Genomic DNA, 12,973 nt, shown 5'->3' on the forward strand with positions numbered 1-12,973 from the left:
GTAACGCCCCGGGTGGACTCAGGCGTCGCGGCGGGCTCCTTGGGAGGGCCGGACCGTGAACACGTGCGGCTCCGTGTGGCCCGCTGCCGCGAAGGCGGCGAGCATCGCCTCGCGCACCGCGGGCACGGCGTCGCGATCGATCAGCGCGATCGCCGAGCCGCCGAATCCGCCGCCGGTCATGCGAGCTCCGATGGCGCCGTTCTCGCGCGCGGTCTCGACGGCGAGGTCGAGTTCGGGCACCGAGATCTCGAAGTCGTCGCGCATCGAGGCGTGCGAGGCGTACAGCAGGTCGCCGATCGCGCGCGGGCCCTTCTCGCGGAGGGTGCGGACGGTGTCGAGCACGCGCTGATTCTCGGTCACGACGTGGCGCACGCGGCGGTAGGTCTTCTCGTCGACGAGCTCTTCGACGCGGGGCAGCTGGTCGACGCGCACGTCGCGGAGCGCCGGCACGTTCATCGCCGCGGCGCCGCGCTCGCACGCCGCGCGGCGCTCGCCGTAGCCGCCGGTCGAGTGCGCGTGAGCCACGCGGGTGTCGATCACCATGAGCTCGAGGCCGGCAGCGTCGAAGCCGAGTTCGACCACCTGGGCGTCGAGGCTCCGGCAATCGAGGAAGGTCCCGGCATCCGTCTCGCCCAGCATCGACGCCATCTGGTCCATGATCCCGGTCGGGGCTCCGACGGCCTCGTTCTCGGCGCGGCGTCCCGCCTGCGCGAGCGCGATGCGGTCGAGGCCGAGCTCCCACACGTCGTTCAGTGCCGAACCCGTCGCGCCTTCGATGGCCGCCGACGACGACAGGCCGGCGCCGACGGGCACGTCCGACGCGAAGGCGAGGTCGATCCCGGTGACGGATGCCGCATCCGTCCCGGAGGCCTGCAGCAGCGCCCAGGCGACACCGAGCGGGTAACGGGCCCACTCGACGATCTCGTCGCGACGCTCGGGGAAGAACGCGTCGAGGTCGGCGAGGGCGACCTCGACCGGCGCGGTGTCGAACGTCGACACGACGCGGATGCGGCCGTCCGTGCGGCGGCCGAGCGCGACGTGCGTGCGGTGCGGCGTTGCGAACGGGAAGACGAACCCGTCGTTGTAGTCGGTGTGCTCGCCGATCAGGTTGACGCGGCCGGGCGCAGACCAGAGGCCGACGGGGTCGGAGTCGGTGAGGGTGGAGAAGAGGCCCTGGGCCTCGTCGGCAGCGGTCACAGGGTGACTCCTTCGATGGCGGTGCGGAGGCGCGTCGCGGCGTCCTCCGGGGGGACGTCGCCGATCCAGGCGCCCATGGCGGCCTCGGATCCGGCGAGGAACTTGAGCTTGTCGGCGGCGCGTCGGGGGCTGGTGAGCTGGAGGCTCAGGCGCACGGTGTCGCGGCCGACGTTCACGGGCGCCTGGTGCCAGGCGGCGATGTACGGCGTCTCGGACTCGTAGAGGGCGTCGACGCCGCGGAGGATCCGCAGGTACATCGGCGCGAGCTCGTCCTTCTCGGGGTCGGAGAGTCCGGCGAAGTCGGCGACGTGGCGGTGGGGGAGCAGGTGGATTTCGAGCGGCCAGCGCGCGGCGAACGGCACGAACGCGGTGAAGTGCTCACCGCGCAGCAGCACGCGGGGACCGGCCTGCTCGAACTCGAGGATCCGCTGGAACAGATCGGGGGCCGTCCGGTCGATCGAGTCGAGCAGACGCGTCGTCCGCGGCGTGACGTACGGGTAGGCGTAGATCTGGCCGTGCGGATGCTGCAGCGTGACGCCGATCGCCTCGCCGCGGTTCTCGAACGGGAAGACCTGCTCGATGCCGGGGAGCGCCGACAGGGCCGCGGTGCGGTCGGCCCACGCCTCGATGACGGTGCGGGCGCGGGTGACGGTCTGCGTGCCGAACGAGCCGGTGCGCTCGGGCGAGAAGCAGACGACCTCGGTGCGGCCGACGCTCGTGCGGGTGCGACCGAGGCCGAGGTGGGCGAGGTCCTCGAGCCCGCGGGGCGCATCGACCGCTTCGGGGGCGTCGCCGACCGCGGCTGCGAGGGCGGGGCCGAACGACGGCGACTTGTTCTCGAAGACGGCGACGTCGTAGACCGACGGGATCTCGGAGGGGTTGGTGGCCGTCTGCGGAGCCAGGGGGTCGAGTTCGGCGGGCGGCAGGAAGGCGCGGTTCTGGCGGGCCGCGGCGACCGAGACCCAGTCGCCGGTCAGGATGTCCTGGCGCATCGTGGCCGTCTCAGGCCGTGCGCCGAGATCACGGGTGTCGGCGGCGCGGTCGGGTCCGAGCGTCGTGCCGGGGTCGTCGAAGTAGATCAGCTCGCGACCGTCGGCCAGGCGCGTGCTCCGCTTGACGACGCCCGCACCGAGCTCGCTCGTCTCAGCGGCGGTGTGGGTCGGCGTGCCGTTCTCCGGTGTGTTCACGTCAACACGGTAGCCGAGCCGCTATGTTAGCGTCAACATCGCGGAAGCTTCCGGAGATGGGTCCGCATCCGCGGGACGGGATCCGGGGGCAGAGAGGATGCCGTGCAGCGACGCGTCTCTATGGCCGACGTGGCCGCGGCTGCCGGTGTCTCCGGCCAGACCGTGTCGCGCGTCGTCAACGGCAGCCCGCGCGTTGATCCCGACACCCGCGCCCGCATCGAGACGGCGATGGCCGACCTCGGCTACCGTCCCCACCGCGCCGCCCGCGCCCTCCGCACCGGGCGATCGGGCACGATCGGCGTGATCGTGGCGACCCTCGCGACGGTCGGCAATTCGCGGATGCTGGAGGCCGTGGCATCCGCTGCGGCCCACCGCGAACTCGCGGTCACCCTCGTCGCCCTCGCCGAGCGGGCCGACATCGCCGCCGCCTTCGACCGCCTGCACGACCTCGGCGTGGACGGCGCGATCGTGCTCAACGAGGCCACGGCGATCGCCGAAGGGGTCACCCCGCCCGAGGGTCTTGCTCTCGTCGCCGTCGACTCGCCAGGAGGAGCGTTCGCGACAGTCCAGTCCGATCATGCGGGTGGCGCCGAGGCGGCCACGCGTCGGCTGCGGGATGCCGGGCGCCGCACGATCGCGCACGTCGCCGGACCGGCCGGCTCGTACGCGGCGACGGAGCGCGAGCGCGGGTGGCGCGCGGCGCACGACGGCGCCCCCGTGCCGGAACCGCTGCGCGGGGACTGGGGCGCGGCATCCGGTCATGCGGCGGGCCTGCGCCTCGCCGCGGATCCCGACGTGGACGCCGTGTTCGCGGCGAACGACCAGATGGCGCTCGGCGTGCTGCGCGCGCTCGCCGAGGCGGGCCGAGACGACGTCGCCGTCATCGGCTTCGACGACGTCGCGGATGCCGCCGACTACCGCCCCCCGCTCACCACCGTCCGGCAGGACTTCGCCGCGCTGGGCGAAGCCGCCGTCGCCGCCCTCGCCGCGACGCTCGACGGCGCACCCCCCACGCGCACGCTCGTCCCGACCACGCTCGTCGCGCGCGCGTCGGGCTGACGCGCGCGCGAACCCACCCGAAACGACCGAACCCACCCTGTCCGCGCGGTGCGCAGAGGGTGGGTTCGGTTCGAGCAGGTGGGGTCGGCGCGACGGCTCAGCCGGCGTTCCGGCGGGCGTCCCAGCCGGTGCGGACCATCTCGTCGAGGCTGTAGCGCATCTGCCAGTCGAGGTCGCGGGCGGCGAGCTCGCCGGTGGCGACGATGCGATCGGGGTCGCCCGCGCGGCGCGGCGCGATCTCGGGCGTGAAATCGGTGCCCGTGACCCGGGCGACAGCATCCATGATCTCGCGGACCGACAGACCGTTCTGCGACCCCAGGTTGTAGGCCGGCTCGACGCTCTCACCGGCGCGCAGGCGCTGTGCGGCGACGACGTGCGCGGCGGCGATGTCGGCGACGTGCACGTAATCGCGGACGTTCGTGCCGTCGGGGGTGGCGTAGTCGTCGCCGTTGATGCGCGGCGTCTTGCCCTCGATCAGCATCTCGAACACGATCGGGAACAGGTTGTGGGGGCTCGTGTCGTAGACAGACGGGTCGCCCGAGCCGACGACGTTGAAGTAGCGCAGTGCCGTGTGGCGAAGCGGCGCATCGGATGCCGCGGTCGCGACGCCCTGGGCGGCGATCAGCCATTCGCCGATGAGCTTCGACTCGCCGTATGGCGAAGCGGGGCGCTTGGGCAGGTCCTCGGTCACGAGCGGCACGTCGGGAGTGCCGTACACGGCGGCGCTGGAGGAGAACACGATGTTCGTGACCCCGGCATCCGCCATCGCCGCGAGGACGACGCGCGTGCCCTCGACGTTCTGCTCGTAGGTGTGGAGCGGGCGCTGCACCGAGACTCCCGCGTACTTGAAGCCGGCGACGTGGATGACGCCCTCGGCGCCGTGCTCGCGGAGGGTGTCCGCGACGAGCTGCTGATCGAGGATCGTGCCCTGGACGAACGGCACGCCCTCGGGAACGAACGACGCGTGGCCGCTCGACAGATCGTCGAGGACGACGGGGTCGAGACCCGCCTCGGCGAGAGCGCGGACGATGTGCGCGCCGATGTACCCGGCGCCTCCGGTGACGAGCCAACTCATGGTCCCGAGCCTACTGGCGCGGGACCGACGGCTCCGACGGGGTCAGGACCCCAGCGCCCGCGGCACGAGGAACCCAGCGCCCGCGGCCCTAGGAACCCAGCGCCCGCGGCCTTAGGAGCCCAGCGCTGCCGCGACGACCTTCCGCGCTTCCTCCTGCACCTGCGCGAGGTGCTCGGGTCCCTTGAGGCTCTCGGCGTACAGCTTGTACACGTCCTCGGTGCCCGAGGGACGTGCGGCGAACCAGGCGAACTCGGTCTGCACCTTGAGTCCGCCGATCGCGGCCCCGTTGCCCGGCGCGTGCGACAGCTTCGCGGTGACGGGGTCGCCGGCGAGCTCGCTCGCCGACACGGCGTCGCCCGACAGCTTCGACAGCGCCGCCTTCTGCTCGGGAGAGGCGGGGGCGTCGACGCGCTGATACGCGGATGCCCCGAACTCGGACTCGAGCTCGGCGTAGCGCTGCGAGGGGGTCTTGCCCGTGACGGCGAGGATCTCGGCGGCGAGCAGGCAGAGGAGGATGCCGTCCTTGTCGGTCGTCCAGACGGTGCCGTCCGTGCGGAGGAACGAGGCGCCCGCGGACTCCTCGCCGCCGAAGGCGACGGAGCCGTCGAGCAGGCCCGGCACGAACCACTTGAAGCCGACCGGCACCTCGAGCAGGGTCCGGCCGAGGGATGCCGCGACCCGGTCGATGATCATCGACGAGACGAGCGTCTTGCCGATCGCGGCATCCGCCGGCCAGTTCTCGCGGTGCGAGTACAGGTAGTCGATCGCGACGGCGAGGAAGTGGTTCGGGTTCATGAGGCCCGCGTCGGGCGTGACGATGCCGTGCCGGTCGGCGTCGGCGTCGTTGCCCGTGAGGATGTCGAACTCGGCGCGACGGGCGACGAGCGAGGCCATCGCCGACGGCGACGACGGATCCATGCGGATCTTCTCGTCCCAGTCGAGCGTCATGAACTTCCAGGTCGGGTCGACCTCGGGGTTCACGACGGTGAGGTCGAGGCCGTAGCGCTCGCCGATGAGAGCCCAGTACTCGACCGACGCCCCGCCGAGCGGGTCGGCGCCGATTCGGACGCCCGAACGCGCGATCGCCTCGACGTCGATGATCGAGGCCAGGTCGGCGACGTAGCCTTCGCGGAAGTCGTACTCGCCGAGCGTGGCGTCGTCGATGTCGGCGTGACGGACGCGCTTCACACCCTCGAGGCCGGCTTCGATGAGCGCGTTCGCGCGGTCGGCGATCCACCCGGTCGCGTCGGTGTCGGCCGGGCCGCCGTGCGGTGGGTTGTACTTGAAGCCGCCGTCGCGCGGCGGGTTGTGGGAGGGCGTCACGACGATGCCGTCGGCGCGACCGGCATCCGATTCGGTGCGGCCCTTGTTGTAGGTGAGGATCGCGTGGCTGAGAGCCGGCGTCGGGACCCACGAGTCGCGGCTGTCGACGCGGACGTCGACGCCGTTCGCGACGAGGACCTCGATCGCGGTGTGCTCGGCCGGCAGCGACAGGCCGTGCGTGTCGCGCCCGAGGAACAGCGGGCCCGAGATGCCCTGCGCCGTCCGGTAGTCGACGATCGCCTGGGTCGTGGCGAGGATGTGGTCCTCGTTGAAGCTCCGCGACAGCGACGAGCCGCGGTGACCGCTCGTGCCGAACGCGACCCGCTGTCCGGCGACGGATGGGTCGGGCTTCAGGTCGTAGTACGCGCTGATCAGCGCGTCCACATCGATGAGATCAGAGGCTTCGGCTGACTGTCCTGCGCGGCTCATTCGCCCAGTCTGCCAGGGAACACCGGCGGGGGTGCCTGCGTGTCGCGGATCCGCATCGGGCTGTCAGGCGGGGAGGCGACCGGCGTCGGTCGCCATGCGCTCCGCATGCTGGGCCAGCGCGTCGAGCACCGTCCGGAGGGCGGGTGAGTCCGACATCGTCCGCCGGTGGATCGCGGAGATCTCGCGGATCGATTCGGGTGAGACCGTCGGGATCGCCACGAGGTCGGGCCCCAGGGGTGGCCGTCCGAGGCGAGGCACGAGGGCGACGGCGATGCCGGCCCGGGCGATCTCGAGATGGTTCTCGAACTCCATCGACTCGTGGATGATGCGGGGCGCCCCGCCCACGCCGTCGAACAAGCGCCGCAGCCACTGTCGGCAGATCGTCGACTCGAACGTCGCGACCCACGGCTCGCCGCCGATGTCCTCGGGGCGGAGCTCGCTGCGGTCCGCGAGCGGGTGATCGCGGTGGAGGATCACGTCGGCGACATCCGTGAACAGGGGCGTCGACACCAGGTGGTCGGGGATCGCGAGCGCGACGTTACCCCAGCGGTGGACGATGCCGAGGTCCCGTTGCCCCGATGCGACGAGGGCGACGGTCTCCCACGGCTCGCTCTCGCGAATCGGCACGCGCAGTTCCGGGTGCCGCAGGCCGAGGTCTGCGACGACGGGGACCATGACCCCGCGGACGACGGTCGAGAACGCCCCGATGCGGATCTCGCCCGCGACCCGGTCGGGTTCGCCGCCGCCGTGGAGGTCGGCGCGCACGCGCTCGAGGTCGGCGAGGATCGGCGTCGCGGAGACGACGAGCCGGGTGGCCGACTCGGTGAGGACGACACCCCGGCCGACCCGTTCGAGGAGGGCCACGCCGGTGTCGCGCTCGAGCCGCTTGATCTGCTGCGAGACGGCTGACGGGGTGAAGCCGAGCGCGGCGGCGGCTGCGGCGACGCTTCCTTCCGTCGCGACGGTGCGGAGCGAGACGACGGCCTCCAGATCGATCATGAAGCGATGCTACCGATTTCCACCGCAGAATGATCGCTTGTCCTTCATGGATGCCGCGGGCTCAACTGGACACGTGACCCGCCGTGACATGCTTCTCGCCGCCCTCGTCGCCTCGCTCTGGGGGCTGAACTTCGTCGTCATCGACTGGGGGATGAGCGGCATCCCGCCCCTGCTGTTCGCCGCGATCCGGTTCGCAGTCGTCGCACTCGCCGTCGTCGTCGTTCCCCGGCCGCAGACCGGGTGGCGCGTGATCGTCGGGGTCGGTCTGTTCATGAGCCTCGGACAGTTCGCGCTCCTCTACACGTCGCTCGCGCTGGGGCTCAGCCCCGGGCTCGCCGCGCTCCTCATGCAGGCGCAGGCGGTGTTCACGATCGTGTTGGCGGCTGTCGCGCTGCGTGAGCGCCCCTCGGCCATGCAGGTGGCCGGCGTGAGCCTCGGTGTCATCGGGCTCGCGGTCGTCGCCGTGTTCCGTGGCGGGGATGCCCCGGTCATCGCCGTCTGCCTCGCTCTCGCCGCTGCGCTGTCGTGGGCGGTCGGCAACGTCATCTCGCGCCGCGCGGGAGTGGTCACCGGGGTCGGACGCGGCGGCACGCTGTCGCTGACGGTCTGGTCGTCGCTCGTCGTCCCGGTGCCCGCGCTCGCGCTGTCGTTCGTGATCGACGGACCTGCCGCGATCGGGGCGGGGGTCGCCGCGATCGGTCCGCAGGCGGTCGTCTCGACCCTCTACACGGCGGGGCTCTGCACCCTGTTCGCCTACGCGGTGTTCAACGGGCTGCTCGGCCGCAACCCGTCGGCCGCCGTCGTCCCGTGGATCCTCCTCGCGCCCGTCGTCGCGATGGCGTCGGCGGCGCTGCTGCTCGGCGAGGCGCCGAGCGTCGGAGAGGTGGTCGGCGGAGCGGTGCTGGTTGCAGGAGTGCTGGTGAGCGGCATCCGTCGTCGACAGCCGGCACCGCGCGCGGTCGAGCCCATGGGGGTGACCACTAGGCTGTCCGCGTGACATCCGAGCCCCTGGCCGCCCCCACCCGTCGCACGTACAGCTTCCTCGGCCCCGCCGGAACCTTCACGGAGGCCGCTCTCGCGCAGGTCCCCGAAGCACGCGACCAGAACTGGCGTCCCGTCCGCAACGTCGGCGAAGCCCTCGCCGACGTCGTCGAAGGACGATCGGATGCCGCGATGATCGCCATCGAGAACTCCGTCGACGGCGGCGTCTCGACCACGCAGGACGCCCTCGCGACGGTCCCGGGCCTGCGGATCGTGGGGGAGTACCTCGTCCCCGTCGAGTTCGTGCTCGTCGCGAAACCCGGCGTCCGCCTCGAGGACGTCTCGGTCATCGCCGCGCACCCCGTCGCCTACGCGCAGTGCCTCACGTGGCTCACCGGGGCGCTGCCCGAGCACTCCCACATCCCGGCGGCCAGCAACGTGGCCGCAGCCGTCGGCATCGTCGACGGCGTGATCGACGCGGATGCCGCGATCGCCCCTCCCGGCATCCTCAAGCTGCATGACCTCGAGCTGCTCGCCGAGAAGATCGGCGACAACGCCCACGCCGTGACGCGCTTCGTGCTCGTGAGCCGCACCGCCCCGCCGCCCGCCCCGACCGGCGCCGACAAGACCTCGCTCATCGTCGAGCTGCCCGAAGACCACCCGGGCGCCCTGCTCGAACTGCTCGAGCAGTTCGCGACCCGCGGCATCAACCTGTCGCTGCTCGCCTCCCGGCCGATCGGCGACGAGCTCGGCCGATACCGGTTCGTCATCGACGCCGACGGGCACATCGAGGACGAGCGCATGGCCGACGCCCTGCTGGGCCTTCGCCGCTTCTCGCCTCGCGTGCTGTATCTCGGCTCGTACCCGCGCGCCGACCGCGCGATCGTCCGCTACCCCGAGCGCTACTCCGACGAGGTCTTCGTCGAGGCTCGTGACTGGCTGCGCGGCCTCGTCTCGGGCGAACCGGAGGCCTGAGCCCGTAACCGGCGTCCCGTTCTCCGGAAGGATCGGGGTGCGAGCGAGTCGACGGCGGCTGAGGGGGGACCCATCCGGAGTACGGGCCGGGGAGCGCCCGAGACCGGAGCGCCTCGGGGAGCGGAGGCCGCGGCGGGACTCAGGCCGCGAGCAGCTCCAGCGTGCGGATGCGGGACGGCGCGGCATCCATCGGCTCGTCCTCGGTCGCACCGGAGACCGGCGACACCATGATCTCGTCGACGCCGTGGCTCGCGGCGAACTCGGCGAGACGGGCGCGGACATCCGCACCCGTTCCCACGAACCAGCGCGACATCATCGCGTCGAAGACGGGGGCGGCGAGGGAATCGGATGCCTCGGCTGCCGCCGCCTGCTCGACCGTCTCGAGCGCGGTCAGGGGCTTGCCGCCGCGCAGCCGCGCCATCATGCGCGCCTGGGGCAGGGCGGCGGCGCGAGCCGCGTCGTCCGTGTCGGCGACGACGGCGTTGGCGGTCACGAAGGTGCGCGGAGCGGCGAGCGTCTCGGACGGCTGGAACTGGCCGCGGTACAGGTCGAGCGCGCGCTCGAGACCTTCACCCGAGAAGTGGTTCGCGAAGACGTACGGCAGACCCATTCCGGCGGCGAGCTGCGCCGAGTAGTCGCTCGATCCGAGCAGCCAGACCTCGGGCACGGTCGTCCCGGCGGGCGTGGCGGTCACGTTGTACGTGCCACCCGATGTGAAGCGGAGCGTCGCGCCCTCCGACGAGACGAGCGAGCGGATATCGGTCACGTGGTTCGGGAAGCGCTCGACGTCGCTCGTCGTGCCCGACTGGCGGAGCAGCTGCGTGATGACGGGATCCGATCCCGGCGCGCGGCCGATGCCGAGGTCGATGCGCCCGGGGGCCAGAGCCTCGAGGGCGGCGAACTGCTCGGCCACGACGAGCGGAGAGTGGTTCGGCAGCATGACGCCGCCGGAGCCGACCCGGATGCGGCGGGTCCGCGCAGCGGTCGCGGCGATGAGCACCGGAGGGGTCGTGGAGGCGACCGCGGGCATGTTGTGGTGTTCCGCGAACCAGTAGCGCCGGTAGCCGAGATCGTCGGCGCGCTGCGCGAGGGCGATCGAGGCGGCGATCGCCTGGCTGCTGGTCTGCCCCGTGCGGACGGGGACGAGGTCGAGAACGGAAAGGGCCGGGGTCGCGGTGCTCATATCGAGAACTGCAACCCCGGCCGGCGGCGGCGCATTCCGCGCCGCCGTGCGATCAGCGCGCGATACGGACTGCGCCGGACGTGCGGCTCGTGGTCTCGTAGCCGCTGAGGCTGCCCGTGACCCGCACCGTCAGGGCGTCACCGCGGTCGCCTCGGGCGACCGTGTACGTCGCCTTCGTCGCGCCCGAGATCGGCTTGCCGCCGTTCAGCCACTGGTACGACAGCCGCGTGCCCGCCGTCCACGTGCCGGCGCGAGCGGTCAGCGTCTTGCTGACCTTCGCGCTGCCCGTGATCTTCGGGGTCGTCGCGCTCAGCGAACCCTTGGCCACCTTCGCGGTCGCGGCCGAGGTCTTCGCCGCGGTCGTGTACCCCGTGAGGGTGCCGGTCACGCGCACCGAGATGCGCGCTCCCGCGTCCGACGCCGTCAGCCGGTGCGTCGCGGTCACGGCGCCGCGGATCGGTGCGCCGTCCCGCATCCACTGGTAGGTTAAGGCGGCGCCCTTCGTCCACGCGCCGGGCTTCGCCGTGAGGGCGGAGCCGACCTTGGCCGTGCCGCTGATCGACGGCGTGCCGACCGTCAGGGCGGCGGGAGCCACCGTGACGACCCGGTCGACGCGGGCGCGGTTGCCGGCGGCATCCGTTGCGACGTAGCGGAGCGTGTACGTGCCGAGCTTCGTGGTGTCGACCGTGCCGCGGACCTTCAGCGATGCCGTGACGTCGCCGTCGACGGTGTCGCGAGCCGTGACACCGGCGAGGGCGTCGAACCGGGCGCCGAAGCGGACGGTGGTGGATGCCGGGGCGCTGATCTCGGGCTTCACGAAGTCCTCCCGCAGGCCCGCGTCGCGGAAGTGCGAGGAGTGCATGCCGAACGAGTCCTTCAGGTGCGGCATCCAGCAGGCATCGTTGTGACGGCCCTCGGGGTAGACGGCCCACGTGTGGGGCACGCCCTTCTCGGTGAGCTTCGTGTCCATCGACCGCGCGGCGTCATCGAAGCGGTACTCGTCGAACTCGCACGCGTCGAAGTAGTAGTCGAACTTCTTCAGCTGCTTCGTCGACAGGCCGTCGACCTGCGTGAGCGGGGTCGGGAGCGTCGAACCGGAGTAGCTCAGCGAGCCGATGTGCGAGGCGATGGAGGAGAACATGCCGGGGTTCGACAGTCCGAGCGACCACGCGCCGAAGCCACCCATCGAGACGCCGGTCAGGGCGCGGAAGTCGCGGCCCTCGAGCGTGCGGTACTCCTTGTCGACGAGGGGAACCATCTCGGTGAGGAACATGCTGCGCCACGGCGTGCCGCCGTCGGGCTGGTCGGAGTACCAGAGCGATTCGCCGTCGGGCATGATGACGATGGACTCGGCGAGACCCTGCTTCCAGAGGCCGTCGAGGACGTCGTCGATGTCGCGAGGCTCCCACTCGCGGCTGCCGCCGTTGATGCCGTGCAGGAGGTACACGACGGGGTACTCGCGGTCGGGCTGGCTCAGGTACGACGGGGGCAGGTAGGTCGCGAACTCGCGCGGCTGGCCCTCGAGGTCGGAGTCGACCGTCTCGCGGAAGAAGCGCGAGTCGTTGCCCGTCTCGCGGAGCGTCGTGGCGTCGATGTGGAGGAACTGCTGCGATGCGGGCTGGTACGTGTACGGCTCGCCGTCACGCGTGCCGGTGATCGCCCGGTTGGTGTCGACGATGAGCGAGCCGTTCTCGCCCGTGACGACCTCGACCTCGCTGTCGGCGAGGGTGAGGCTGCCCGACTCCTTCATCCAGTCGCGCAGCTCGCGGGCGCGTCGCTCCTTCGAGCGGCCATCGTGGAAGTAGCCCTTGTCGAGCGTCTTCAGGTACGCGTCGACGTCGCCGGCCGCGAGAGCCTTCTTCTGCGTCTCGAGAACCTTCGCGACGGCGGTGGACTGCGCCGCCGTCGCCCGGGCGCCGGTGATGCCGTACACATTGGCGCGGACCGCATCCTTCGAGTAGATCCCGACGGGGCCCTCGTACCAGCCGCCGCCGCCGTTCATGTCGTAGAGGCGCACCGCGAGGGTGTTCTCGCCGCCGAAGTTGGGGGCGTCGGCCGGGACGGGATAGAGGCGCTTCTCGAACCACTGGCTGCTCGCCGCAGGGGGCATGGTGCCGGACCCGCCGATGCGCTGGCCGTTGAGGAAGGCCTCGTCGACGTCGTCGAGGAACCCGAGCGAAGCCACGAGGTTCGTGCCTTCGGCGCCTGCGGGGAGGGTGAATGTGAGGCGGTACCAGCCGAAGCCGTCGTAGTCGGCGAACGGGGTGCCGTCGCCGGGGACCGTGATGTCCTGCCAGGCGGAGTCGTCGAAGTCCGGTGAGGCGTACGACGGGTCGTCGCCCTTCGCGAACTTCCAGGTGCCCGCGAGATCGAGCGAGACGCTGTTTGCGGCGGCGGCGGAGTTCGCGCTGACGGCGGTCGTCGGCGCGGACGGCGCAGCCGAGGCGGGGACGGCGATGCAGAGGGATGCCGCGACTGCGGCCACTGCGGTGATGGCGGCCAGGCGCCGCCTCGGAACGTGATGGTTCACGGACTCCTACTTCCTTGTGGGATGCCGGGCGTCGC

Annotated in this window: 10 protein-coding genes; 3 read left to right on the forward strand and 7 right to left on the reverse strand. The window is 71.8% G+C overall.

Annotation, left to right across the window (positions count from 1 at the left end):
- Window positions 1-18 precede the first annotated feature (18 nt).
- Window positions 19-1,197: a galactokinase gene (gene galK, locus ABQ271_RS02200; protein WP_349309919.1), complete on the reverse strand. Its 1,179-nt coding sequence runs from the start codon at window positions 1,195-1,197 to the stop codon at window positions 19-21.
- Window positions 1,194-2,384: a galactose-1-phosphate uridylyltransferase gene (gene galT / locus ABQ271_RS02205; protein WP_349309920.1), complete on the reverse strand. Its 1,191-nt coding sequence runs from the start codon at window positions 2,382-2,384 to the stop codon at window positions 1,194-1,196. Before galT ends, galK begins: the two co-directional genes overlap by 4 nt.
- Before the next feature lie 120 nt (window positions 2,385-2,504).
- Here galT and ABQ271_RS02210 point away from each other — a divergent pair, with 120 nt between their 5' ends.
- Complete coding sequence (locus ABQ271_RS02210; RefSeq protein ID WP_349310928.1) at window positions 2,505-3,443, forward strand: LacI family DNA-binding transcriptional regulator; 939 nt, start codon at window positions 2,505-2,507, stop codon at window positions 3,441-3,443.
- Between the two features lie 97 nt (window positions 3,444-3,540).
- Here the strand turns inward: ABQ271_RS02210 and galE are convergent, their stop codons facing one another.
- From galE to ABQ271_RS02225, 3 genes are all read right to left on the reverse strand, one after another.
- Window positions 3,541-4,518, reverse strand: a complete 978-nt coding sequence (galE, locus tag ABQ271_RS02215; protein WP_349309921.1) for a UDP-glucose 4-epimerase GalE — start codon at window positions 4,516-4,518, stop codon at window positions 3,541-3,543.
- 111 nt (window positions 4,519-4,629) lie between these two features.
- Window positions 4,630-6,270: a phosphoglucomutase (alpha-D-glucose-1,6-bisphosphate-dependent) gene (pgm, locus tag ABQ271_RS02220; RefSeq protein ID WP_349309922.1), complete on the reverse strand. Its 1,641-nt coding sequence runs from the start codon at window positions 6,268-6,270 to the stop codon at window positions 4,630-4,632.
- A 63-nt stretch (window positions 6,271-6,333) separates the two neighbouring features.
- A complete protein-coding gene (locus ABQ271_RS02225) occupies window positions 6,334-7,269 on the reverse strand; it encodes a LysR family transcriptional regulator (protein WP_349309923.1) in 936 nt (311 codons plus the stop codon).
- A 73-nt stretch (window positions 7,270-7,342) separates the two neighbouring features.
- Here ABQ271_RS02225 and ABQ271_RS02230 point away from each other — a divergent pair, with 73 nt between their 5' ends.
- Together ABQ271_RS02230 and pheA are read left to right on the forward strand one after the other, a co-directional pair.
- Window positions 7,343-8,266 carry an EamA family transporter gene (locus ABQ271_RS02230; RefSeq protein WP_349309924.1) on the forward strand — a complete coding sequence of 308 codons (924 nt, stop codon included), beginning with the start codon at window positions 7,343-7,345 and terminating at the stop codon, window positions 8,264-8,266.
- Window positions 8,263-9,225 (forward strand): prephenate dehydratase, encoded by a 963-nt coding sequence (gene pheA / locus ABQ271_RS02235; protein ID WP_349309925.1) that lies wholly within the window; start codon window positions 8,263-8,265, stop codon window positions 9,223-9,225. The genes ABQ271_RS02230 and pheA overlap by 4 nt, the downstream gene beginning before the upstream one ends.
- A gap of 139 nt (window positions 9,226-9,364) precedes the next feature.
- On the opposite strand, the gene ABQ271_RS02240 is transcribed toward pheA, so the two are convergent.
- Together ABQ271_RS02240 and ABQ271_RS02245 are read right to left on the reverse strand one after the other, a co-directional pair.
- Window positions 9,365-10,408 carry an LLM class flavin-dependent oxidoreductase gene (locus ABQ271_RS02240; protein WP_349309926.1) on the reverse strand — a complete coding sequence of 348 codons (1,044 nt, stop codon included), beginning with the start codon at window positions 10,406-10,408 and terminating at the stop codon, window positions 9,365-9,367.
- A gap of 52 nt (window positions 10,409-10,460) precedes the next feature.
- Window positions 10,461-12,938 (reverse strand): alpha/beta hydrolase-fold protein, encoded by a 2,478-nt coding sequence (locus ABQ271_RS02245; RefSeq protein ID WP_349309927.1) that lies wholly within the window; start codon window positions 12,936-12,938, stop codon window positions 10,461-10,463.
- Window positions 12,939-12,973: the final 35 nt, after the last annotated feature.

Origin of the sequence: Microbacterium sp. MM2322 (assembly GCF_964186585.1) — a bacterium.
GTDB lineage: Bacteria > Actinomycetota > Actinomycetes > Actinomycetales > Microbacteriaceae > Microbacterium.